19 protein-coding genes are annotated in these 23,021 nt (G+C 61.9%); 10 read left to right on the top strand and 9 right to left on the bottom strand.

The annotated features are described in order from the left end of the window. The 8 genes from ftsW (at position 1) to lpxC (ending at position 9,130) form a co-directional block, all read left to right on the top strand. Positions 1-1,212, top strand: coding sequence for a putative lipid II flippase FtsW (ftsW, locus tag C1X29_RS03905; protein WP_170929383.1), 1,212 nt, complete (start codon positions 1-3; stop codon positions 1,210-1,212). Beyond that, on the top strand, positions 1,202-2,272 hold the full coding sequence (gene murG, locus C1X29_RS03900) for an undecaprenyldiphospho-muramoylpentapeptide beta-N-acetylglucosaminyltransferase (protein WP_011335863.1): 1,071 nt from the start codon (positions 1,202-1,204) through the stop codon (positions 2,270-2,272). The genes ftsW and murG overlap by 11 nt, the downstream gene beginning before the upstream one ends. After that, positions 2,265-3,725: a UDP-N-acetylmuramate--L-alanine ligase gene (murC, locus tag C1X29_RS03895; RefSeq protein WP_102687553.1), complete on the top strand. Its 1,461-nt coding sequence runs from the start codon at positions 2,265-2,267 to the stop codon at positions 3,723-3,725. Before murG ends, murC begins: the two co-directional genes overlap by 8 nt. Then, positions 3,722-4,696, top strand: coding sequence for a D-alanine--D-alanine ligase (locus C1X29_RS03890; protein WP_007956758.1), 975 nt, complete (start codon positions 3,722-3,724; stop codon positions 4,694-4,696). Before murC ends, C1X29_RS03890 begins: the two co-directional genes overlap by 4 nt. Positions 4,697-4,700: 4 nt before the next feature. Further along, the gene (locus tag C1X29_RS03885) at positions 4,701-5,567 is read left to right on the top strand and encodes a cell division protein FtsQ/DivIB (protein ID WP_039766241.1); all 867 of its coding nucleotides are present in this window, start codon (positions 4,701-4,703) and stop codon (positions 5,565-5,567) included. A gap of 15 nt (positions 5,568-5,582) precedes the next feature. Beyond that, the gene (gene ftsA, locus C1X29_RS03880; RefSeq protein ID WP_007956755.1) at positions 5,583-6,842 is read left to right on the top strand and encodes a cell division protein FtsA; all 1,260 of its coding nucleotides are present in this window, start codon (positions 5,583-5,585) and stop codon (positions 6,840-6,842) included. A 67-nt stretch (positions 6,843-6,909) separates the two neighbouring features. Further along, positions 6,910-8,106: a cell division protein FtsZ gene (gene ftsZ / locus C1X29_RS03875; RefSeq protein ID WP_007956754.1), complete on the top strand. Its 1,197-nt coding sequence runs from the start codon at positions 6,910-6,912 to the stop codon at positions 8,104-8,106. Between the two features lie 112 nt (positions 8,107-8,218). After that, positions 8,219-9,130 (top strand): UDP-3-O-acyl-N-acetylglucosamine deacetylase, encoded by a 912-nt coding sequence (lpxC, locus tag C1X29_RS03870; protein ID WP_007956752.1) that lies wholly within the window; start codon positions 8,219-8,221, stop codon positions 9,128-9,130. Between the two features lie 61 nt (positions 9,131-9,191). Here lpxC and C1X29_RS03865 read toward each other — a convergent pair whose 3' ends face one another. From C1X29_RS03865 to C1X29_RS03835, 7 genes are all read right to left on the bottom strand, one after another. Continuing rightward, positions 9,192-10,697 carry a sensor domain-containing diguanylate cyclase gene (locus C1X29_RS03865; RefSeq protein ID WP_102716906.1) on the bottom strand — a complete coding sequence of 502 codons (1,506 nt, stop codon included), beginning with the start codon at positions 10,695-10,697 and terminating at the stop codon, positions 9,192-9,194. Positions 10,698-10,805: 108 nt separating this feature from the next. Beyond that, positions 10,806-12,122: an OprD family porin gene (locus C1X29_RS03860; RefSeq protein ID WP_102716905.1), complete on the bottom strand. Its 1,317-nt coding sequence runs from the start codon at positions 12,120-12,122 to the stop codon at positions 10,806-10,808. Between the two features lie 195 nt (positions 12,123-12,317). Beyond that, positions 12,318-12,539, bottom strand: a complete 222-nt coding sequence (locus C1X29_RS03855) for a hypothetical protein (protein WP_085745348.1) — start codon at positions 12,537-12,539, stop codon at positions 12,318-12,320. A gap of 296 nt (positions 12,540-12,835) precedes the next feature. After that, a complete protein-coding gene (locus C1X29_RS03850; RefSeq protein WP_102687556.1) occupies positions 12,836-14,200 on the bottom strand; it encodes a heavy metal sensor histidine kinase in 1,365 nt (454 codons plus the stop codon). Continuing rightward, positions 14,190-14,867 (bottom strand): heavy metal response regulator transcription factor, encoded by a 678-nt coding sequence (locus C1X29_RS03845; protein ID WP_011335857.1) that lies wholly within the window; start codon positions 14,865-14,867, stop codon positions 14,190-14,192. Before C1X29_RS03845 ends, C1X29_RS03850 begins: the two co-directional genes overlap by 11 nt. 8 nt (positions 14,868-14,875) lie before the next feature. Next, positions 14,876-17,977 carry a multidrug efflux RND transporter permease subunit gene (locus C1X29_RS03840; protein WP_085606911.1) on the bottom strand — a complete coding sequence of 1,034 codons (3,102 nt, stop codon included), beginning with the start codon at positions 17,975-17,977 and terminating at the stop codon, positions 14,876-14,878. Then, the gene (locus C1X29_RS03835) at positions 17,974-19,134 is read right to left on the bottom strand and encodes an efflux RND transporter periplasmic adaptor subunit (protein WP_102716904.1); all 1,161 of its coding nucleotides are present in this window, start codon (positions 19,132-19,134) and stop codon (positions 17,974-17,976) included. Before C1X29_RS03835 ends, C1X29_RS03840 begins: the two co-directional genes overlap by 4 nt. Before the next feature lie 761 nt (positions 19,135-19,895). On the opposite strand from C1X29_RS03835, the gene C1X29_RS03830 reads away from it, so the two are divergent. Further along, positions 19,896-20,123 (top strand): hypothetical protein, encoded by a 228-nt coding sequence (locus C1X29_RS03830; protein WP_039765632.1) that lies wholly within the window; start codon positions 19,896-19,898, stop codon positions 20,121-20,123. Positions 20,124-20,270: 147 nt separating this feature from the next. Further along, a complete protein-coding gene (locus C1X29_RS03825) occupies positions 20,271-21,857 on the top strand; it encodes a PAS domain-containing methyl-accepting chemotaxis protein (protein ID WP_102716903.1) in 1,587 nt (528 codons plus the stop codon). On the opposite strand, the gene C1X29_RS03820 is transcribed toward C1X29_RS03825, so the two are convergent. Both C1X29_RS03820 and C1X29_RS03815 read right to left on the bottom strand, forming a co-directional pair. Then, the gene (locus C1X29_RS03820) at positions 21,854-22,603 is read right to left on the bottom strand and encodes a YkgJ family cysteine cluster protein (RefSeq protein WP_102716902.1); all 750 of its coding nucleotides are present in this window, start codon (positions 22,601-22,603) and stop codon (positions 21,854-21,856) included. The genes C1X29_RS03825 and C1X29_RS03820 overlap by 4 nt on opposite strands. Positions 22,604-22,690: 87 nt before the next feature. Beyond that, positions 22,691-23,008 carry a hypothetical protein gene (locus C1X29_RS03815; protein ID WP_102716901.1) on the bottom strand — a complete coding sequence of 106 codons (318 nt, stop codon included), beginning with the start codon at positions 23,006-23,008 and terminating at the stop codon, positions 22,691-22,693. Positions 23,009-23,021: the final 13 nt, after the last annotated feature.

Below are 23,021 nucleotides of genomic sequence, written 5' to 3'. Positions count from 1 at the left end.
TTGAGAAACATCATCAAGCCATACCCGTCGCCGCTGATCACCGGACGCGGGATCGACCTCGACTTCCCGATGCTCGCCGGTTGCCTGGCGTTGCTCGGTCTGGGCCTGATCATGATCGCTTCGGCATCGACAGAAGTCGGCGCGGCGCAGTCGGGCAGTGCTCTTTATTACATGACCCGTCACCTGATCTACGTGGTGCTGGGCCTGGGCGCGTGCGTCGTCACCATGATGATTCCGATCGCCACCTGGCAGCGGCTGGGGTGGCTGATGCTGATCGGAGCGTTCGGCCTGCTGGTGATGGTGATCATCCCGGGGATCGGCCGTGAGGTGAACGGTTCGATGCGCTGGATCGGTTTCAGCTTCTTCAACGTTCAGCCGTCCGAGATCGCCAAGGTGTTCGTGGTGATCTACCTCGCCGGTTATCTGGTGCGTCGTCAGAAAGAAGTGCGCGAGAGCTGGATGGGCTTCTTCAAGCCGTTCATCGTGCTGCTGCCGATGGCGGGCCTGCTGCTGATGGAGCCGGACTTCGGTGCCACCGTCGTGATGATGGGCGCTGCGGCGGCGATGCTGTTCCTCGGCGGGGTCGGGCTGTTCCGGTTCTCGCTGATGGTGGTGCTGGCCGTCGGTGCGGTGGTATTGCTGATTCAGATGCAGCCCTACCGGATGGCGCGTCTGACCAACTTCGCCGACCCGTGGGCCGACCAGTTCGGCGCCGGTTATCAATTGTCGCAAGCCTTGATCGCATTCGGTCGCGGTGAATGGCTGGGCGTCGGCCTGGGCAACAGCGTGCAGAAGCAGTTCTACCTGCCGGAAGCGCACACCGACTTCGTGTTCTCGGTTCTGGCCGAAGAGCTTGGCGCCGTGGGTTCGCTGTGCACCGTGGCGCTGTTCGTGTTCGTGTGTATTCGCGGCATGTACATCGGTCTGTGGGCCGAGAAAGCCAAACAGTTTTTTGCCGCTTATGTTGCCTACGGCCTGTCGTTCCTGTGGATCGGCCAGTTCCTGATCAACATCGGCGTGAACGTCGGCCTGCTGCCGACCAAGGGCCTGACCTTGCCGTTCCTCAGTTATGGCGGCAGTTCCCTGGTGATCTGCTGCGCCTGCCTTGGCCTGTTGCTGAGGATCGAGTGGGAGAGTCGGACCCACCTGGGCAGTGAAGAGATGGAATTCCATGAGAGCGACTTCGCCGAGGAGCCGAACCATGGGCGCTAACGTATTGATCATGGCCGGCGGCACCGGTGGCCACGTGTTCCCGGCGCTGGCCTGTGCCCGCGAATTCCAGGCGCGCGGCTATACCGTGCACTGGCTCGGCACGCCGCGCGGGATCGAAAACGATCTGGTGCCGGCGGCGGGTCTTGAACTGCACCGTATCAACGCCACTGGCCTGCGCGGCAAGGGCAAGCTGTCGCTGCTCAAGGCGCCGTTCATGCTGCTGAAATCGGTGTGGCAGGCGCGGGCGATCATTCGCCGCTTGCGTCCGGTGTGCGTGGTCGGATTCGGCGGCTATGTGACCGGTCCCGGTGGTCTTGCCGCCAAACTGGCCGGCGTGCCGGTGATCGTTCATGAGCAGAACGCCGTGGCCGGCACCGCCAATCGGTTGCTGGTGCCGTTCGCCGCCCGGGTGTGTGAAGCCTTCCCCGACACCTTTACCCTGTCGGACAGCCGCCGTACCACCGGTAACCCGGTGCGCAGCGAGCTGTTCCTCGAAACACCGCGCCCGGCCCTGGCCGGACGCAAGGCGCGTTTGCTGATCCTGGGCGGAAGCCTGGGCGCAGAGCCGTTGAACAAGTTGCTGCCTGAAGCCCTGGCACAAGTCGCTGCCGACTTGCGTCCGGAAGTGTTCCATCAGGCTGGCAGAAACCACGATGAAGTGACTGCAGAGCGCTACCGCGCCGCCGGCGTGGATGCGCAGGTGCAGCCGTTCATCAAAGACATGGCCCAGGCCTATGGCTGGGCTGACCTGGTGGTGTGCCGCGCCGGCGCATTGACCATCAGTGAACTGGCCGCCGCCGGTCTGCCCTCGATGCTGGTGCCCTTGCCCCACGCGATCGACGATCACCAGACCCGCAACGCCGATTATTTGGCCCGCGAAGGCGCTGCCTTCCTGATGCCGCAAAGAACGACTGGTGCCGCGGACCTTGCCGCGCGCCTGACAGAGGTCTTGATGCAACCGCAACGACTCGAACAAATGGCCCAAGCGGCCCGCCGTCTGGCGAAACCCGAAGCCACCCGTAGCGTGGTCGATACCTGTCTGGAGGTGGCCCATGGTTGAGAATCAGAAAGCCATGCCGCAACCGGAAATGCGCCGCATCCGTCGCATCCACTTCGTCGGGATCGGCGGCGTGGGAATGTGCGGCATCGCCGAAGTGCTGCTGAACCTGGGCTATGAAGTGTCCGGTTCCGACCTGAAAGCTTCGCCGGTGACCGAGCGCCTGGAATCCTTCGGTGCGCAGATCTTCATTGGCCACCGTGCCGAGAACGCCGCAGCCGCCGATGTGCTGGTGGTGTCGAGCGCCGTCAATACTTCCAACCCGGAAGTGGCGACTGCGCTGGAACGCCGCATCCCGGTGGTGCCGCGTGCCGAAATGCTCGCCGAACTGATGCGCTACCGTCACGGCATCGCCGTCGCCGGTACTCATGGCAAGACCACCACTACCAGCCTGATCGCTTCGGTGTTCGCGGCCGGTGGCCTGGATCCGACTTTCGTCATCGGTGGCCGTCTGAATGCCGCGGGCACCAATGCCCAGCTCGGCACCAGCCGTTACCTGATCGCCGAAGCCGATGAAAGCGACGCAAGCTTCCTGCACCTGCAACCGCTGGTGGCCGTGGTCACCAACATCGACGCCGACCACATGGCGACTTACGACGGTGACTTCAACAAGCTGAAGAAAACCTTCGTCGAGTTCCTGCACAACCTGCCGTTCTACGGTCTGGCGGTGATGTGCCTGGACGATCCGGTGGTGCGTGAAATCCTGCCGCTGGTCAAGCGTCCGACCGTGACCTATGGCTTCAGCGAAGACGCCGACGTGCGCGCGATCAATGTTCGTCAGCAGGGCATGCAGACCTTCTTTACCGTGCTGCGCCCTGATCGCGAGCCTCTTGATGTGTCCGTGAACATGCCGGGCAATCACAACGTGCTCAATTCCCTGGCGACCATCTGCATCGCCACCGACGAAGGCGTCAGCGACGAGGCCATCGTTCAGGGCCTGTCCGGGTTCCAGGGTGTCGGCCGACGCTTCCAGGTCTACGGCGAACTGCCGGTGGACGGCGGCAGCGTGATGCTGGTCGACGATTACGGTCACCACCCGACCGAAGTCGCAGCCGTGATCAAAGCCGTGCGCGGTGGCTGGCCTGAGCGCCGCCTGGTGATGGTCTACCAGCCGCACCGCTACAGCCGTACCCGCGACCTGTACGACGATTTCGTCAATGTACTGGCCGATGCCAACGTGCTGTTGCTGATGGAAGTTTATCCGGCCGGCGAAGAGCCGATCCCGGGTGCCGACAGCCGCAAGCTGTGCAACAGCATCCGTCAGCGCGGTCAGCTCGACCCGATCTACATCGAGCGCGGCGTCGACCTGGCGCCGGTGGTCAAGCCGCTGCTGCGTGCCGGCGACATTCTGCTGTGCCAGGGCGCCGGTGATATCGGCGGTCTCGCACCGAAACTGTTGAAAAGCGAGTTGTTCGCCGGCGCCGTGGCGGCATCGGTCGAGGGGAAGTTGAAATGACTGCTGCCTACGCCAACCTATTCTCCACCATCGCCCCGAAGGACTTCGGCCGTGTGGCCGTGCTGTTCGGTGGCCTGAGTGCCGAGCGTGAAGTTTCGTTGAAGTCCGGCAACGCTGTGCTCACTGCGCTGCAAAGCGCGGGTGTGGACGCGTTCGGCATCGACGTCGGCGCCGATATTCTGCAGCGCCTGCTGAGCGAAAAGATCGACCGCGCGTTCATCATCCTCCACGGTCGCGGCGGTGAAGACGGCAGCATGCAGGGCCTGCTCGAAGTGGCCGGCATTCCGTACACCGGCAGCGGCATCCTGGCTTCGGCGCTGGCGATGGACAAGCTGCGCACCAAGCAGGTCTGGCACACGCTGGGGATTCCGACGCCGCGTCACGCCGTGCTGCGCAGCGAGGCCGATTGTATTTCGGCAGCGACGGAACTGGGCTTCCCTTTGATCGTCAAACCGGCGCATGAAGGTTCAAGTATCGGGATGGCCAAAGTGAGTTCTGCGTCCGAGTTGATCGACGCATGGAAAGCGGCCAGTACCTACGATTCGCAAGTGTTGGTCGAGCAATGGATCCACGGTCCGGAGTTCACCATCGCCACCCTGCGTGACCAGGTGTTGCCTCCCATCGCCCTGGGTACGCCACACACGTTCTACGACTACGACGCCAAGTACATCGCCAACGATACCCAGTATCGGATTCCGTGCGGGCTCGATGCAGCCAAGGAAAAAGAACTCATGGACCTCACGGCGCAAGCCTGCGAGGCGCTGGGTATTGCCGGTTGGGGCAGGGCGGACGTGATGCAGGACGCCGACGGCAAATTCTGGTTCCTGGAAGTCAACACCGCTCCCGGCATGACCGATCACAGCCTGGTACCGATGGCGGCGAAAGCGGCCGGTCTGGATTTCCAGCAACTGGTTCTGGCCATTCTGGCCGCCAGTGTCGATGCCGACGGCAAGAAAGAGGCGCGAGGTTAAGACCATGCAAGGCGCTCATCTCAGACATCAGCCACCCGCACCCGGCCGCAAGCCGGTGCCGCGGGGTGCCAGCCGAATGGTGGCCAAAGAGCCGATGTCCGCGCGCCTGCCAAAAGCCAACTTCGGCTTTTTGAAAGGTCTGTTCTGGCCGGTGCTGCTGGTGGCCCTGGGGTTCGGCACTTACGAAGGCGCACAGCGTTTGCTGCCGTACGCCGACCGGCCGATCACCAAGATCGCGGTGCAGGGCGACCTGAGTTACATCAGCCAGCAGGCGGTGCAACAGCGGATCGCCCCTTACGTGGCGTCGAGCTTCTTCACCATCGATCTGGCGAGCATGCGCACCGAGCTTGAGCAGATGCCGTGGATCGCCCACGCCGAAGTACGTCGGGTGTGGCCGGACCAGGTGGTGATCCGCCTCGAAGAGCAACTGCCGGTGGCGCGTTGGGGTGACGAGTCGTTGCTCAACAACCAGGGCCAGGCGTTCACGCCCAAGGAACTGGCGAATTACGAACACCTGCCGCAGCTGTTCGGTCCGCAGCGGGCCCAGCAGCAAGTGATGCAGCAATACCAGGTGCTGAGCCAGATGCTCCGGCCACTGGGCTTCTCGATTGCGCGGCTCGAGCTGCGTGAACGTGGCAGCTGGTTCCTGACCACCGGTGCCGGCAGTTCCGGCCCCGGGATCGAGCTGCTGCTGGGACGCGGCAACCTGGTGGAAAAGATGCGCCGCTTCATTGCCATCTATGACAAAACGCTCAAAGAACAGATTACGAACATTGCGCGCATCGATCTGCGCTATGCCAACGGCCTCGCTGTTGGCTGGCGGGAACCAGTAGCGCCGACGACAGCCCAACCCGCTGTCGCAAAGAATTAAGAAGAGGCAGGACCCATGGCAAACGTGCAAAGCGGCAAAATGATCGTCGGTCTCGATATCGGCACCTCCAAAGTGGTGGCGCTGGTCGGCGAGGTTGCGGACGACGGCTCGCTGGAAATCGTCGGGATCGGCACTCATCCGTCCCGCGGCCTGAAGAAAGGCGTGGTGGTCAACATCGAGTCCACCGTGCAGTCGATCCAGCGCGCGATCGAAGAAGCCCAACTGATGGCGGGCTGCCGCATTCACTCGGCGTTCGTCGGCGTGGCGGGCAATCACATTCGCAGCCTGAACTCCCACGGCATCGTGGCGATCCGTGATCGCGAAGTCAGCTCGGCTGACCTGGAGCGGGTACTCGACGCCGCCCAGGCGGTAGCGATCCCGGCCGACCAGCGTGTGCTGCACACCCTGCCGCAGGATTACGTGATCGATAACCAGGAAGGCGTGCGCGAGCCGCTGGGCATGTCCGGCGTACGTCTGGAAGCCAAGGTTCACGTGGTCACCTGCGCCGTAAACGCCGCACAGAACATTGAAAAATGCGTGCGCCGCTGCGGTCTGGAAATCGACGACATCATTCTCGAGCAACTGGCCTCGGCCTACTCGGTCCTGACCGACGACGAAAAAGAGCTGGGCGTGTGCCTGGTCGACATCGGCGGCGGCACCACCGACATCGCGATCTTCACCGAAGGCGCGATCCGCCACACGGCCGTGATCCCGATTGCCGGTGACCAGGTGACCAACGACATCGCCATGGCGTTGCGCACCCCGACCCAGTACGCCGAAGAGATCAAGATCCGCTACGCCTGCGCGCTGGCCAAACTGGCCGGTGCCGGCGAGACCATCAAGGTGCCGAGCGTCGGCGACCGTCCGCCGCGCGAACTGTCCCGTCAGGCCCTGGCCGAAGTGGTCGAGCCGCGTTACGACGAACTGTTCACCCTGATCCAGGCCGAGCTGCGTCGCAGCGGCTACGAAGACCTGATCCCGGCCGGCATCGTGCTCACCGGTGGTACCTCGAAGATGGAAGGCGCCACGGAACTTGCCGAAGAAATTTTCCACATGCCGGTCCGCCTGGGCGTGCCGCATGGCGTGAAAGGCCTGGATGACGTGGTACGCAACCCGATTTATTCCACTGGCGTTGGCTTGTTGATGTACGGCCTGCAGAAGCAGTCCGACGGGATCTCGTTCTCGGGCATCGGCAGCCGCGACAGCTACAGCAACGATGAGCCGCAGGCGCCGTTGCTGGACCGTTTGAAGAAGTGGGTTCAAGGCAACTTCTAACGCTTTACCGCAGCACCGCAACAAACAGCAGTAGGCGAAAAAACTAGAGAATGTAAGGAGAGGGAAAATGTTCGAACTCGTAGACAACATCCCCGCAAGCCCGGTAATCAAAGTTATCGGTGTTGGCGGTGGCGGCGGCAACGCTGTCAACCACATGGTCAAGAGCAACATCGAAGGCGTGGAATTCATCTGCGCCAACACCGATGCTCAAGCGCTGAAAAACATCGGCGCGCGCACCATTCTGCAACTGGGCACCGGCGTGACCAAAGGCCTGGGCGCCGGCGCCAACCCGGAAGTCGGCCGTCAGGCTGCGCTGGAAGATCGCGAGCGCATCGCTGAAGTGCTGGCCGGCACCAACATGGTGTTCATCACCACCGGCATGGGCGGCGGTACCGGTACCGGTGCTGCGCCGATCATCGCCGAAGTGGCCAAGGAAATGGGCATCCTGACCGTTGCGGTCGTGACCCGTCCGTTCCCGTTCGAAGGCCGCAAGCGTATGCAGATCGCCGATGAAGGCATCCGCATGCTCTCGGAAAGCGTCGACTCGCTGATCACCATTCCGAACGAAAAACTGCTGACCATCCTCGGCAAGGACGCAAGCCTCTTGTCGGCTTTCGCCAAGGCTGACGACGTACTGGCCGGTGCCGTTCGCGGTATCTCCGACATCATCAAGCGTCCGGGCATGATCAACGTCGACTTCGCCGACGTACGCACCGTGATGAGCGAAATGGGCATGGCGATGATGGGCACTGGCTGCGCCAGCGGTCCGAACCGTGCACGTGAAGCGACCGAAGCGGCCATCCGCAACCCGCTGCTGGAAGACGTGAACCTGCAAGGCGCACGCGGCATCCTGGTGAACATCACTGCCGGTCCTGACCTGTCCCTGGGTGAGTACTCCGACGTGGGTTCGATCATCGAAGCCTTCGCTTCCGAGCACGCGATGGTCAAGGTCGGTACCGTTATCGATCCGGACATGCGCGACGAACTGCACGTGACCGTGGTCGCCACTGGTCTGGGCGCGAAAATCGAGAAGCCTGTGAAGGTCATCGACAACACCGTTCACACCTCGATGGCGGCTGCTCAAGTGCAGCAACCGGCACCCGCTCGTCAGGAACAGCCTGCGGTGAACTACCGTGACCTGGACCGTCCGACCGTCATGCGCAACCAGGCTCAGGCCGGTGCTGCGACTGCCGCGAAGATGAATCCGCAAGATGACCTGGACTACCTGGACATCCCGGCTTTCCTGCGTCGTCAGGCCGATTGATGAAATGTATCAGGGGTATTCAGGTGATTGGTGTTCAGCAAAGGCTCGGTCTGCTATCATCGCCAGCCTTTGTTGATACCAGTTCGCAATTTGCGCTGAAGCGGCCCATGCCATGATTAAACAACGCACACTGAAAAATATTATCCGTGCCACCGGTGTAGGTCTGCACTCCGGGGAGAAGGTTTACCTGACCCTCAAGCCTGCACCTGTCGACACCGGGATCGTCTTTCGTCGTGCCGATCTCGATCCGGTTGTCGAGATACCGGCTCGTGCGGCCAACGTCGGCGAGACAACCATGTCGACGACGCTGGTCAACGGTGACGTGAAGGTAGACACGGTGGAGCACTTGCTCTCGGCCATGGCTGGCCTGGGCATCGATAACGCCTACGTCGAGCTCTCCGCGTCTGAAGTCCCGATCATGGATGGCAGCGCAGGACCTTTCGTATTCCTGATTCAATCGGCTGGCCTGGAAGAACAGGACGCCGCCAAGAAATTCATCCGCATCCTGCGTGAAGTGACAGTGGAAGACGGCGACAAGCGCGCCACTTTCGTCCCTTTCGAAGGGTTCAAGGTGAGCTTCGAGATCGATTTCGATCACCCGGTTTTCCGGGACCGCACCCAAAGTGCAAGCGTGGATTTTTCCAGCACTTCGTTCGTAAAAGAAGTCAGCCGCGCCCGTACTTTCGGTTTCATGAGTGACATTGAGTACCTGCGCAAGCACAACCTCGCACTCGGCGGCAGCGTGGAAAACGCGATCGTGGTCGATGCCGATGGCGTACTGAACGAAGACGGCCTTCGCTATGAAGACGAATTCGTGAAGCACAAGATCCTCGATGCGATTGGCGACCTGTACCTGCTGGGCAACAGCCTGATTGGTGAGTTCAAGGGCTTCAAGTCCGGCCACGCACTGAACAACCAGCTGCTGCGCAAGTTGATTGAGCAGAAAGATGCCTGGGAAGTCGTGACGTTCGAAGACGCCAGCACTGCACCAATCTCTTACATGCGCCCGGTTGCGGCGGTGTGAGTAAAAAACCTCTCTAGTTTTTTGAAGGCCACCTTTGGGTGGCCTTTTTTTATGCCTGTTTTCAGGCCACGACGACCCGGTTTCGCCCACCTTCCTTGGCCTGATACAACGCCCTGTCCGCCGCGAACAACAACTGCTCCAGGCTGATTTCGCTCGTCGCCGTCCAGGTACTGATACCGACGCTCACGGTCATCGGTGACTGGTCTTCATTCACGCTTGGCAGTTGTTCCACCGCTGCGCGAATGTGCTCGGCGATCTGCTGCGCCCCGACGCTGTCGGTTTCCGCGAGGATCACCGAAAACTCCTCACCGCCATACCGCGCCACCAGATCCGCCGGACGCCGCACATTGGCGGTGATCACCTTGGCCAGTTCACGCAACGCCTGATCGCCGGCCTGATGCCCGTGGCGGTCATTGAATGCCTTGAAGTGGTCCGCATCGATCATCAGCAATGACAGGGGTTGGCCCGAGCGTTGGGCGCGGAACCACTCGTGGCGCAGCGACTGGTCGAGCATCCGCCGGTTGGCGACCCCGGTCAGGGCATCGGTCGCCGCCAGTTGCGCCAGTTCGTGTTCGGCCCGCTGGCGCAGGCGCAGCTCCCGGGCCAGCAGCCAGGTCAGCCACAGCAGGCCGGCACACAGCACACCGGTGGCACCGCTGATCAGGATCGCCGTGCGTCGCCACGCGCCGAACACTTCCTCACTGGACAGGGCAACGATCACCGTCAGCGGCAGATTGCCGACCCGCGAATAGGTGTACAGCCGTTGCTGATAATCCATGCTCGAAATGCTGTTGAAACTGCCATTGCCGTTACTGTCGCGCAGGATCCGCACCACATTGGGCCGGGCAGCAAAGCTCTTGCCGATCGAATCGCTTTGCAGATAAGGCTTCTGTGCCAGCAGGATGCCGTCGTTGTTGATGATGTTGAGGGTGCTGTCGATGCCAATGTCGAGACTGTTGAACAGCTGATCGAAGTAATCGAGTTTCATCGACGCCACGGCCACGCCCAGAAACTCGCCGGTGTCCGAAGAGATGCGCCGGCTGAAACTGATCCGCCACTGGTTCGCGTCATCGCAGTCGCAGCGGGGTTTGAACGGACGGCTGATGAACATGCCGGTGTCGCGGTTGAAGGCGTGGGCGAGGAAGTAGTCGCGGTCGGCGAAATTGCCTGGCAGCGGATCGACCCGCGAGGAATCGGCGATCACCTCGCCATGCTTGTCGAGCAACAGGATGTCGCCCTTGAAGCGCGCGGTAGTAGAGCGATCGAACAACGCCAGATGGCGAATCTGCGGCGACACGTCTTTCAGGTCGTCACGCTGGGCGGCAGCGATCAGCCCTTGCAGCGTCAGGTCATACAGCTCGACGGTGCGCAGCACGTCGGCGTCGATCAGCTGGGCGATGGTGGTGGCGCCGCGGGTGGCTGATTCCTGCGCGTTGGCGTGTTCGCGGATCAGCAGAAACGTCACGATGCACACAATCGCGATCACGCTCAGCAGACTGCCGAGGATCAGCAGCAGCTCGGAGCGTCCGGTCGTGCCGGGAACGGTAGGGGTGCGGCTCGCGATCATGGTTCGGTTTCGGTAAGGGATTCTTGTAAGCGTAGTCGTACCCGCTTCGCTGCCACAGGCAAGAAAAAGGCCAGCGCATCAGGCTGGCCTTTTACTGTAGCGCCGATCTTAGAAGACGTTGATCGGGTAGTCGATGATCACACGGTATTCATCTGTGTCCGTATCCAGCGCGCCGTAACCGTTGCCGCCACGGTTGGTCGCCCATTGCAGATGCACCGCGAGGTCTTTGGCCTGGCCGCTCTGCACCACGTATTTAAGATCGATGTCCCGCTCCCAATGCTTGGCGTTGCGGCCTTCGGCGCTGTACCACAAGGCGTAACCTTTGCTGCCCGGATCGACCTTGGTCAGGTCCAGCGTGCCGCGCGAGTAAGACAGCGCCGAGGTCAGGCCCGGCAGGCCGACGCCGGCGAAATCGTAGGCGTACTTGAGTTTCCACGAGCGCTCGTTCGGGCCGTTGAAGTCCGAGTATTGCTGCGAGTTGTCGAGGTAAACGCTGTCACCCTGGCTGATGTAATCGAACGGCGTGTTGCCGTTGACCCGCTGGTATGCAGCGGTAACGCTGTGGTTGCCGATACCGACGGTGAAATGCAGGCTGTAGGTGTTGTTGTCGATATTGCCCAGCAGCGCGTCGCCGGTGTCTTGGGTGTGATAGAAGTGCAGGCCCGGGTTGAGGGTCACCCGATCATTCAGCGCCCAGGTGTAGTCGAGGTCGTAGTAGTACTGGTTCCAGATGTCCTTCAGCTCGGACGCGTACAGGCTGCTGGTCAGGCCTTCGACGCCGCTCCAGGCCACGCCGGCCCAGTTCAGGTGCTGGCTCTTGTCGCCGTCGGCGAGGGTGCCGTAAGAGGTGCCGATGCGTTTGTGGCCGCTCTGGTTGTAGGGCTTGGTGAAGCTGGCCTGGCCGCCTTCGATCATCCAGCCATCGAAGCTGTGGTTGGTCAGGCTGAGGCCGCGAAAGGTCTGCGGCAGCATGCGCGTCTCGCCACCGGCGATCACCGGGTTGGCGAGGAACAGATCGCCGGCCTTCAGCTCGGTATCGAACGCACGCATTTTCAGAGTGCCGCCCGCCGTGGAGAACGAGCCCGGCGCTTTGCCGCTGCCGTCACTGACCGGCAGGATGCTGGAGTTGTCGGTGCCGCCACCGCCATCAAGTTTGAGACCGAGCATGGCGTGGGCATCGATGCCGAAACCAACCGTTCCTTCGGTGTAGCCCGACTCGAATTTGCCGAGGAAACCTTGGCCCCACTCGATGTTGTCATCCGTCTGCTGCAGGCGGTTGCGGTTCATGTAGTAGTTGCGGGCGTTGAGGTTGAGACTCGTGCCTTCAACGAAACCCTGTTTCTCGGATTCGGCAGCGTGGGCGGCGGGGGCAATCGTTGCGGCAATTGCAATGAACAGCGGGGTGAAGCGAACTGGGTAACGCACGTGCGGTAAAGCTCCTTGGGGTCAACTGACACTTCAATGTCTTGAGGTGCGGGATGTTTCTAATTGTTAAAGACGAACCGGACAGCTTACAGACCACAACGAAAAAAGGCCGCTGAAAATCAGCGGCCTGCAAGGACGACGGTTGAACGGGAAGAGCCAAACAACCGCGTCGAGGGAAACGGAGCGGTGCGCGACTCAGCTCTCTTTCTCTGAAGCCTGAGTCTGGGAAGTTGCGGCCTGAGGGGCTTGCGTGGCGTCTTGAGCCTTGGCCATCACTTCTGCCTGATGCTGTTCGAATGCGTGAGCGCGAGCGGCGTTTTGCGCTACGAACGACTGCGATTCTTCAGCCATCGCCATCGGCGACAGGATCAATGAGGACAAAACGAAAGCGCTGGCAATACCCATACTGTTGGACATCTTGAAAACCTTCTTGCTTGGCAAGTGCTGTTTGGTGCGGACAAAGATAAGGTTGCCGGGCGTTGGGAAACAGCGTGATTTTCATAAATGACTGTTACAGCAAAAGCAAAAGTCACCCCCTCATCGGAACGCCGCCCGCCCAGCCCTCTCCCCCAAGGGGGCGAGGGGGAAAGGGAGCCGATCTTCATGCTTTTCAAAGCCTGAGTTCGACTGGATTTTTCAGGTCGGCGTAACTCGAAAGAACAACTCGGTCAGTCCCCTCTCCCTCTGGGAGAGGGTTAGGGTGAGGGGGCTTTTCAGACCGGGAGGTGGATTCCGAAAGTATTCATCCCGCGATCACTGCGCACGAACACATCGCCGCCATGCATCAGCGCAATCGCCTTGACGATCGCCAGCCCCAGTCCGTGGTTGTTGCCGCTGTTGCTGCGCGACGCATCGACCCGGTAGAAACGCTCGAACAAGCGTGGCAAATGTTCGCTGGCAATCGGCGAACCGGGGTTGGCCACGCCGATGCTGACCTGATGTTCCTCGACCGCGATCTGCACTTCGATCACCTGACCGGGCGCGGTGTGTTGTACCGCGTTGCTCAGCAGATTGATCAAGGCCCGGCGCAGATGAGCGATCTCGATCTGCACTTGCGCATCACCGCTTACCCGAACCTGGACTTGCGCGTCTTCGAGGATGAAGTCGAGGTATTCGAGGGTGGTTGCCACTTCATCGGCCAGCGAGGTGGACGTCAGTTTGGTGGCCTTGCTGCCCTGGTCGGCGCTGGCCAGGAACAGCATGTCGTTGATGATCGAGCGCAGGCGTTCCAGCTCTTCGAGGTTGGATTGCAGCACTTCGAAATAATGCTCGGCGGAGCGCCCGCGAGTGAGGGCGACCTGGGTCTGGCCGATCAGGTTGGTCAGCGGCGAGCGCAGCTCATGGGCGACGTCGGCGTTGAAGGATTCGAGCCGCGAATAGGCCTGTTCAACCCGCTCCAGCGTCGAGTTGAACGAGTCGACGAACTGCTCCAGCTCCGGCGGCAACGGCGACAGACGCAGGCGCCCGGCCCGCAACGGCGGCGCCAGACGCTGGGCTTCGTGGGACAGTTTGATCAGTGGTTTGAGGCCGATCCGCGCCACCCAATATCCCAATGCCGATGCCAGCAGCACGCCGATCACCGCCAGGCTGACCAGCGCGATCAGCAACTGATGCTGGGTCTGGTGAAAGGTCTCGGTATCGATGCCGATCATGAAGCGCAGCGGCGGGCGTTGATCCTTGGCTGGCAGTTCGGTGAGCAGCACTTTCAGCGGATAAGGATGGTCGGGCAGTTGCAGATCGCGCATGCCCAACGGGCCTTGGGCAAACGCGCGAATCAAGGCATCCGGCTCGCCGAACTCGTAGCCCGGATTGCCGCTGACCACCCAGAAACGGATGCGCTTGTCTTCTTCGCCCAGCAGCTTGAGCTTGGCGTTGATCTTCACCCAATGCTCGGGGGTGCCATAGCGGTTGAGCGCGGACTCAAGCACGCTGTAACGCGCATCGAGTTCCGCTTCCGGCAACAGACCCAGGCCTTTGTCCACTTGTTGATACAGCGCGCCGCCGATCAACAGGAACACCAGCAGCGCCACCAGCGTGAACATTCCGCTCAGGCGCAGGGCGATGGAATTACTGGACACCACGGCTCTCCAGCACATAACCCATGCCGCGGATCGTGTGCAGCAGTTTCTCGTCGAACGGCCCGTCGAGCTTGGCTCGCAGGCGTTTGATCGCGACTTCGACCACGTTAGCGTCGCTGTCGAAATTGATGTCCCAGACCATTTCCGCAATCGCGGTTTTCGAGAGGATTTCGCCCTGACGCCGGGCCAGCACGCTGAGCAGCGAAAATTCCTTCGCGGTCAGATCCAGCCGGGTGCCGGCGCGGGTGGCTTTGCGGCTGATCAGGTCAATCCACAGGTCGGCGATGCTCACTTGTACCGGTTCATGACCGCCACTGCGCCGGGTCAGCGCTTGCAGGCGCGCCACCAGTTCGAGGAAGGAAAAAGGTTTGCCGAGGTAATCGTCGGCGCCGTCGCGCAGGCCGCGGATCCGGTCTTCGACCCGCTCGCGGGCGGTGAGCATGATCACCGGCGTCTGCTTGCGCGCACGCAATGCGCGCAGTACGCCGAAGCCATCGAGGCCCGGCAGCATCACGTCGAGGACGATCACCGCGTAGTCGCTTTCCAGTGCCAGGTGCAGACCCTCGACGCCGTCGCGGGCCCGATCCACGGTGTAACCCTGTTCCGTCAGGCCGCGGTGCAGGTAGTCCGCGGTTTTCTCTTCGTCTTCGATAATCAGAACGCGCATGACCCGCCTCAGTCTGTCGTTGCCAGCGCCGCGATGGGCGCAGGTTTGGGCTTGTGGAACAGCCGCTCAAGCCACAAGTATATGACCGGCGTGGTGAACAGCGTCAGCATCTGGCTGACCAGCAGGCCGCCCACAACCGCTATCCCCAATGGTTGGCGCAGTTCGGCACCGGTGCCGTAGCCGAGCATCAGCGGCAGTGCGCCGAGCAGGGCGGCGAGGGTGGTCATGATGATCGGCCGGAACCGCGTGATACACGCCTCGAAAATCGCATCCTGCGGCGACAGCCCGCGATGACGCTGCGCTTCGAGGGCGAAATCGATCATCAGGATGCCGTTCTTCTTCACGATACCAATCAGCAGCACCAGCCCGATCAGCGCCATGATCGAAAAGTCCTGGCCGCAGATCCACAGCATGATCACTGCGCCGAGGCCTGCTGCCGGCAAGGTCGAGATGATCGTCAGCGGATGGACGAAGCTCTCGTAGAGCACGCCGAGAATGATGTACACCGCCACCAGCGCCGCGAGAATCAGCCACGGCTGACTTTTCAGCGAACTCTGGAACGCCTGGGCCGCGCCCTGGAAGTTGCCGCTGATGGCGGTCGGCATGCCGATTTCGGCCTTGGCCTGATTGAGCAGAATCACCGCGTCGCCCAGTGCCACACCGGGCGCCAGGTTGAACGACAGGTTGGCGGCCGGGAACATGCCGTCGTGGGCGATGGACAGCGGGCCGATGGTCGGCGCGTCGAATCGGGCCAGCGCCGACAGCGGCACCATCTCTCCGCTCAGCGGTGAGCGCAGGTAGAAATAGTTGAGGCTTTCGGCCTTGCCGCGCTGCTTGGTGTCCAGCTCCAGAATTACGTTGTACTGGTTGACCTGGGTCTGGAACTCGTTGATCTGGCGCTGACCGAAGGCGTCGTACAGCGCCTCGTCGACATCACTCGCCGTCAGGCCGAAACGCGCGGCGGCGCTGCGGTCGATGCTGATGTGAGTGATGCTGCCGCCCAGTTGCAGGTCGTTGGAGATGTCACGGAACGCCGGGATGCTGCGCAGTTTCTCGGTGAGTTTCTGGGTCCAGGTGGCGAGGGTCGGCCCGTCGTTGCTCTTGAGCACATATTGATACTGCGCACGGCTCGGGCCGGAGCTGAGGTTGATGTCCTGGCCGGCGCGCAAGTAAAGCACGATGCCGGGGACTTTCATCAGTTGCGGACGAATGCGGTCGATGAACTGGCTGGCCGAAACATCGCGGTCACCGCGTTTTTTCAGGGCGATCCAGAAGCGACCGTTGGCGATGGTCTGGTTGCTGCCGGACACGCCCACCGAGTGGGAAAACGCCTGGACAGCCGGGTCGGCGGCGACGATTTCGGCCATTGCCAGGTGTTTTTTCACCATGTCGCTGTAGGAGATATCGGCGGCGGCTTCGGTGGTGCCGAGGACGAAACCGGTGTCCTGAACCGGGAAGAACCCCTTGGGGATAAACACGTAGCCGCCAATCGCCAGCGCAACGGAAATGCCGAACACGCCGATCATCAGTTTCTGGTGGGCGAGGGCGCGGCGCAGGCCTTTTTCGTACCAGCCGAGCAGGCGTTCGCTGAAGCCCGGTTTGTCATGGGCGTGATGCACCGGTTTGCGCATGAACAGCGCTGCCAGCGTTGGCGCCAACGTCAGCGAGACCACCACGGAAATCATGATGGTCGAAGTGGCCGTCAGGGCGAATTCCTTGAACAAACGCCCGACCACGCCGCCCATGAACAGCAGCGGAATGAACGCCGCCACCAGCGAGAAACTGATCGACACCACGGTGAAGCCGATCTCGCCGGCGCCCTTGATCGCGGCGTCGCGCATGCTGTCGCCGGCCTCGAGGTGACGGTGGATGTTTTCCACCACCACGATCGCATCGTCGACCACGAAGCCCACCGCCACCACGATGGCGACGAGGGTCAGGTTGTTCAGACTGAAGCCGAGTAAATACATTAAGGCGAAACTGGCAGTCAGCGACACGCCGAGCACCGCCGAGACAATCATCGTCGCCGACAGCTGGCGCAGGAACAGCGCCATCACCGCCACCACCAGCAGGATCGCGATCAGTAAGGTGATTTCCACTTCGTGCAGCGAGGCGCGGATGGTCTGGGTGCGGTCGATCAGGGTTTTGACCTGCACCGAGGCCGGCAGCATGGCTTCGAGGCCGGGCAGGGCGGCCTGAATCCGGTCTACGGTTTCGACGATGTTGGCGCCGGGCTGGCGGGAGATCACCAGGTTCACGCCCGGTCGATCGCCGGCCCAGGCTTGCACGTAGGCATCCTCCGAACCGTTGACGACTTTCGCCACATCCTTGAGGTGAACCGGGGCGCCGTCCTTGTAGGAAACGATGAGTTGGCTGTATTCCTCGGGGTGGAACAACTGGTCGTTGGTCGACAGCGTGGAAATGCTCGAATCGCCGTACAGCGCACCTTTGGCGAGGTTGAGGCTGGTCTGCTGGATCGCCACACGAATATCGGCGAGGGTCAGGCCGATGGCCGCCAGTTTGTCCGCCGAAGCCTGAACGCGGATTGCCGGACGTTGCTGACCGGTGATGTTGATCTGGCCCACGCCGTCGATCTGACTGATCTGACGCGCGAGCAGGGTTTCCACAAGGTCGCTGAGCTCGGTGCCGGGCATTTGCGTGGAGCTGACGCTGAGGATCAGCACCGGGCTGTCGGCCGGGTTGACCTTCTTCCAGGTCGGCAGGGTCGGCATGTCTTTCGGCAGTTTGCCGGCGGCGGTGTTGATCGCGGCCTGCACTTCCTGGGCGGCGGTGTCGATGCTCTTGTCGAGGGTGAATTGCAGGGTCAGCAGGCTGGAGCCCAGCGCACTGCTGGAGGTCATCTGGGTCATGCCGGGGATGGCGCTGAACTGCACCTCCAGCGGCGTGGCCACGGACGAAGCCATGGTGTCCGGGCTGGCGCCGGGCAACTGCGCGGAGACCTGGATCGTAGGAAATTCCGCTTCCGGCAGTGGGGCAATCGGCAGGCGCGGGAAGGCAATCACCCCGACCAGCACCAGCGCGATGGTCAGCAGAATCGTCGCCACCGGGTGATCGATGCACCAGGTCGAAACGCCTTTGTGCTGCTTCATGGCTTGGGCTCCGCTTGCACCACCTGCGGCGGTTCGCTCATGACCTGCACGGTCGAACCGGGCTTGAGCCGCGACTGGCCATCACTGACCAGCACGTCGCCGGGCTTCACGCCCTTGATGATGTCCTGACCGCTGCCCTGATAAACCATTTGCACCTGCACCGCTTCAACCTTGTCGCCGTTGACCCGGTACACGAAGTGCTGATCGAGACCGCGTTGTACGACGGTGGGCGGAACCACCAGCGCATCTTTATCCAGTGCTGTCTGAATCTTTACCGTCACCAGCAGGCCGGGCCAGAGCTTCTGGTTCGGGTTGTCGAACTCGGCCTTGGCGCGGATGGTGCCGGTGTTGGCGTTGATCTGGTTGTCGATCAGGGTCAGGTGACCTTCGCCCAGCAGATTGCCGGTTTCGCCGTCGGTGTCGGCGCCGATGTACGCCTTGACCTGTGCGCGCTGCGGGTCGCTGATCAGGCCTTGCAGGGTCGGCAGCATTTGCTGGGGCAGGGAAAACTCTACGGCGATCGGGTCGATCTGGGTCACGGTGAACAGGCCCTGGGTGTCGGTCATGCGCAGGAAGTTGCCTTCGTCGACCGTGCGAATCCCGACCCGGCCGGTGACCGGGGAGCGAATCTGGGTGTAGGAAAGTTGTACCTGAGCCGCGTCAATCGCGGCCTGATTGCCCTGGGCGGTGGCCTTGAGCTGGTTGACCAGTGCCTGTTGCTGGTCGTAAGTCTGCTTGGAGACGCCGTCGTCGACGCTGAGCAGTTTGTAGCGCTTGAGGTTCACCAGGGCGACTTGTAGTTGCGCCTGGCTTTCGCCCAGTTGTGCCCGGGCCTGATCGAGGCTGGCGCGGATCGAGCGGTCGTCGATGGTGGCGAGCAGGTCGCCTTGTTTTACCAACTGACCTTCCTTGACCAGAAGCTTGGTGAGGATGCCGTCGATCTGTGGGCGCACCACGACGCTGTGCAACGAGAGGACCGAGCCGATGCCGATGGTGTAGCGGGGGACGTCTTTTTCGCTGACGGCGACGACCCGCACCGGGATGGCGGTGGGGGCTACGAGTTTGGCCGGGGCGGGTTTCAGGGTGAACCACAGGGCCCCGGCTGCGACGGCGATCAGCAGGATAGCGAGCAGGGCTTTTTTCTTCTGGGTTTGCATGCTTGTGGGGCGCCAGGGGGACGGGGTTTGGGCAGGTTTTGTCTTTATAAACTTGTTTGGGGGTCAGGAGGGTGACGGCTAACTGACGGCGCTGTCAGTTTCGGCTTTTGACTTGGCGGCCTTTGGGCCGGCCATGCTTTGGGTGTTTGGGGTGAATATCCGTTTCTGCGGGTGTTGCGGCTGGCGGTTCCGCTCTTACAGCGGGTCACTTTGGCAAACGCCCCAAAGTAACCAAAGGTCTGGGCCCCTGCGTTCGGCGCCTCGCTGTGGCTCGGCGTTCCTTCGTTCCGGGATTCATCCGGGGGCATCGCCTACGGTTTGCTTCGCTGCACCTCCTCTCGATGTGTTTGGCTCCGCCAAACGGCGCTACGCGCCCACCCCCGGATAAATCCCTCCACTCAGCCTTCCGATGGGGCCGGCACGTCAAAAGCCTTACTCGAGCTAACGCTCATTGTGTTGAGTGGTGGGAAGCGAGAGGCGAGAAGCGACTGCTTACTGCTTGATCGTTCCCACGCTCCGCGTGGGAATGCAGCCAGGGACGCTCCGCGTTCCATTTTCGGATGTTTGGAAATGTGTGGGGTGTACCGTTTGTTGTTGCAGTGCTTTTGGGTTGGTTGGGGGAACTGATCCGTTAGTCGACCCGTTCGTAAAAGCCACCGGTCGTACTCTTTTTGGGACTCTTTAAACTCCGCTCACGCAGGTATACTGCGCGCTTTCGCGGCTCGTCCACCGGGCCGGACTTTTTGCTTCGCGGAGCTTTCATGACTTCCCCAATCGACAACGCTGTGAGCGATGTCCCGGCAGAGCTGGCCGAGGCCGGTGAATCCAAGCCGACCATTCCTGCGTTCAAATTTCCGTTCAAGCCAGGTGAGCTGGCGGCTGCCAAAGCGGCGAAGCAGCCGCAGTTCAAGGGCAAAGACGGTGATCGTCACGCCAAGATTCCGGGTGTGGCGCCTTCGGGTACTCGCCGTTCGATGGGCAAGCGCTGATTCAATCCCGCCTCGGCCGTCGCTGTGATTTTCGGTCACAGTGATGGCTAATTGCTCAGTTCCTGAGCCAGATCAACGTTTAACCAGTGAGTGCGCTTAGAGTCAGCAGCCCTGCCGACTCTTTCCAATAAAACGAGCGCGCTTTCCATGAAGATCAATCTCCCGGTGACCGGGCGCAATGTCGATGTTGCGCCGGATGCGAACATTCTCTCGACCACCGATCTGACCAGCGCGATCACCTACGCCAACGACGATTTCATCAGGATCAGCGGTTACAGCCGCGACGAGCTGCTGGGTGCGCCGCACAATTTGCTGCGTCATCCGGACATGCCGGCGCAGGCGTTTGCCCATATGTGGCAGACGCTCAAGCGCGGGCGGTCGTGGATGGGGCTGGTGAAGAATCGTTGCAAGAACGGTGATCACTACTGGGTCAGTGCCTATGTCACGCCGGTCACGCAGAACGGTGCGGCGGTGGAGTATCAGTCGGTGCGCACGCGGCCGGATGCGCGGCAGATGGCGGCGGCGGAGCGGGCGTATGCGCAGTTGCGTGAGGGGCGGGCGGTGCGTTGGCAGCGACTGCCGGTGTTGAGTTTGCGGGCGCGGATCATGGCGTTGACCAGTTCGGTACTGGCGGTGGTGCTGGGGATTGAAGCCTGGTTGCGGCCGGAGTTCATGGGTATCGAAGCCGCTGCTCTGGTGGCCGGCAGTGGTGCGTGTGCGTTGGGCGTGGGTTGGTTGTTGCGGCCGCTGGAGCGTTTGACCGAGCGTGCGCGGCTGATTGCCGACAACCCGTTGAGTCAGGGCATTTATACCGGGCGGCGGGATCAGTTCGGGCAGATCGAGTTTGCGTTGCAGATGCTCGAAACCCAGGTCGGTGCAGTGGTGGGGCGGATCGGTGATGCCTCGCAGCGACTGGCCGGACATGCGGCGCAGTTGGTGGATCATCTGCACAGCAGTCACACCAGCACGCTGGCGCAGCAGGCGGAAACCGATCAGGTGGCGGCGGCGATTCATCAGATGGCGGCCAGTGTGGCCGAGGTCGCCAGTCATGCGCAGCAGGCGTCGGTAGCGGCGGATATGGCGGGGACGGAAACCCGTGAAGGTCATCTGTTGGTGGGCGAGAGTCGCAGTGCGGTGTTGCGGCTGGCCGAGGAGTTGGGGCGGGCGACCGAGGTGATTCATCAGCTCGAAGGTCACAGCAGCGAGATTTCCGGGGTGCTGGAGGTGATTCGCAGCATCGCCGAACAGACGAATCTGCTGGCGCTCAACGCGGCGATCGAAGCGGCACGGGCCGGGGATGCGGGGCGCGGGTTTGCGGTGGTGGCCGATGAGGTGCGGGGTCTGGCTCAGCGCACTCAGCAGTCGACCAACGAGATTCAACGGATGATCAGCACCCTGCAAAACGGCGCGCGGGATGCGGTGCTGGTGATGCAGCAGAGCAGCGAGCATGTGGATAACAGCGTCGAACAGGCGCAGCGCGCGGCCCGGGCCCTGGACGGGATCAGCGGGCGGGTCGAGCAGATCACCGAGATGAGTCTGCAGATTGCGGCGGCGGTCGAAGAGCAGAGCGCGGTGAGTGAGGACATCAACCGTAACATCGTCAGTATTCGCACGGCGTGTGAGTTGACGGTGGATGAGGGGCGCCAGAGCCAGCTCAACTCACAGGATGTGGCGGGGCTGGCGGGGGATTTGCGTTCGCTGGCGCGGGAGTTCTGGCGGCGGCAGGGCGCTTAGGCCGCGCGCAGTGAAATAAACGCGTAGGTCTGTGGCGGCTCGGACACCACTTGTGCCCCGGCCGCCCGTACTTGCCCGGCGATGTCGTCGCCGGAGACATGGAACAGCCATTCGCTGGAAGTTTCGTTTAATGGCTGCGCCGTGACCTGATCGATCACCGAGGCGAACGCACCCATGTCCGGCAGGTACGCGGTGAACCCATCGCCCTTGAGCGCGGTGGTGCGGATGCCGAGCAAGCCGCAGATCGCATCCTTGATCCGGATGTCGTCGCGATCCGCCTGACGGGAGCGCTGGATCAGCGTCACCAGTTCCTGATCCACCAGTTCTCCGCCGACGATAAGATCCGGCCCTTGCTCCCACGACTCCGGTGGGCAGTCCTTGGCCGCAGGATTCAACGGAATGTGCGGATTGATTTCGGCGGGATAGATGCGGCACACCAGCGGCCGGCGCTCGTAAATGCGGCACAGTTTGTTTTCGTCAAGATTCCGGCAGGGGCCGACGTTGTAGGCGGCGAAAGTGATCGCCACATGGGCGTCGGACATTCCGCTGCGCACCACCGCCGAACGCCGTTGCGCATGTTCGCGCTGCTGTTCCGGCAGGCCCAGGCCGTTGGCAAGAAACGCCTCCACCAGCACGATCACCTGACCGCCGTCGGCCGCCCACATGCGAGCTTCGGCCAAGGTCAGGGGCACGTGGTGATCGGTGCAGCATTTGCCGCAGCCTACGCAGGAAAAGGTCGTATTCATTGAGCGGGCAATCTTCAATCAGGGTGTGAATCGGCGACGTAAAGCCGCCGTACAGGCCCGGAGTGAAGCAAGTTGTGCGCCATGCGCTCAGGGTTTGGCGGTCGGGCGGATCGAGTCCCATTCGGTGACGAACGCGGTTTTCGACTTTTTGTTGTACAGGCACAGCTCGGTTCCTTGCTGGCCCTTCATGTGTTTTTGCGGGTACTGGCCTTGCAGCAACAGCGCGGTATAGCCGACGCGGTCATCGAATTGTGCGGCGTTGCCGACCGGTTTGGCGTTTTTCAGGCCGCTGGCCTTGGTGCAACTGGCGAGCACGGTTTTGTCGTAGGCCGCCCAGGCGTCGGGGCTGGAGGCGTGGGCCAACGGGGCGATGAGGCAAAGCACGGAGAGGACGAGGCGTTTCATGGTTCGGGCATCC

Source organism: Pseudomonas sp. GW456-12-10-14-LB2, from assembly GCF_002884345.1.
Lineage (GTDB): Bacteria > Pseudomonadota > Gammaproteobacteria > Pseudomonadales > Pseudomonadaceae > Aquipseudomonas > Aquipseudomonas paraglycinae.
Note: the sequence above shows the minus strand (reverse complement) of the source record. Positions and strands in the feature narration are given on the sequence as shown.

Excerpts from the sequence above, each read along its gene's own strand:
- murG (WP_011335863.1), top strand. The coding sequence starts at position 1,202 with ATGGGCGCTAACGTATTGATCATGGCCGGCGGCACCGGTGGCCACGTG.
- murC (WP_102687553.1), top strand. The coding sequence starts at position 2,265 with ATGGTTGAGAATCAGAAAGCCATGCCGCAACCGGAAATGCGCCGCATC.
- C1X29_RS03890 (WP_007956758.1), top strand. The coding sequence starts at position 3,722 with ATGACTGCTGCCTACGCCAACCTATTCTCCACCATCGCCCCGAAGGAC.
- C1X29_RS03885 (WP_039766241.1), top strand. The coding sequence starts at position 4,701 with ATGCAAGGCGCTCATCTCAGACATCAGCCACCCGCACCCGGCCGCAAG.
- ftsA (WP_007956755.1), top strand. The coding sequence starts at position 5,583 with ATGGCAAACGTGCAAAGCGGCAAAATGATCGTCGGTCTCGATATCGGC.
- ftsZ (WP_007956754.1), top strand. The coding sequence starts at position 6,910 with ATGTTCGAACTCGTAGACAACATCCCCGCAAGCCCGGTAATCAAAGTT.
- lpxC (WP_007956752.1), top strand. The coding sequence starts at position 8,219 with ATGATTAAACAACGCACACTGAAAAATATTATCCGTGCCACCGGTGTA.
- C1X29_RS03865 (WP_102716906.1), bottom strand. The coding sequence starts at position 10,697 with ATGATCGCGAGCCGCACCCCTACCGTTCCCGGCACGACCGGACGCTCC.
- C1X29_RS03855 (WP_085745348.1), bottom strand. The coding sequence starts at position 12,539 with ATGTCCAACAGTATGGGTATTGCCAGCGCTTTCGTTTTGTCCTCATTG.
- C1X29_RS03845 (WP_011335857.1), bottom strand. The coding sequence starts at position 14,867 with ATGCGCGTTCTGATTATCGAAGACGAAGAGAAAACCGCGGACTACCTG.
- C1X29_RS03840 (WP_085606911.1), bottom strand. The coding sequence starts at position 17,977 with ATGAAGCAGCACAAAGGCGTTTCGACCTGGTGCATCGATCACCCGGTG.
- C1X29_RS03835 (WP_102716904.1), bottom strand. The coding sequence starts at position 19,134 with ATGCAAACCCAGAAGAAAAAAGCCCTGCTCGCTATCCTGCTGATCGCC.
- C1X29_RS03830 (WP_039765632.1), top strand. The coding sequence starts at position 19,896 with ATGACTTCCCCAATCGACAACGCTGTGAGCGATGTCCCGGCAGAGCTG.
- C1X29_RS03825 (WP_102716903.1), top strand. The coding sequence starts at position 20,271 with ATGAAGATCAATCTCCCGGTGACCGGGCGCAATGTCGATGTTGCGCCG.
- C1X29_RS03820 (WP_102716902.1), bottom strand. The coding sequence starts at position 22,603 with ATGAATACGACCTTTTCCTGCGTAGGCTGCGGCAAATGCTGCACCGAT.
- C1X29_RS03815 (WP_102716901.1), bottom strand. The coding sequence starts at position 23,008 with ATGAAACGCCTCGTCCTCTCCGTGCTTTGCCTCATCGCCCCGTTGGCC.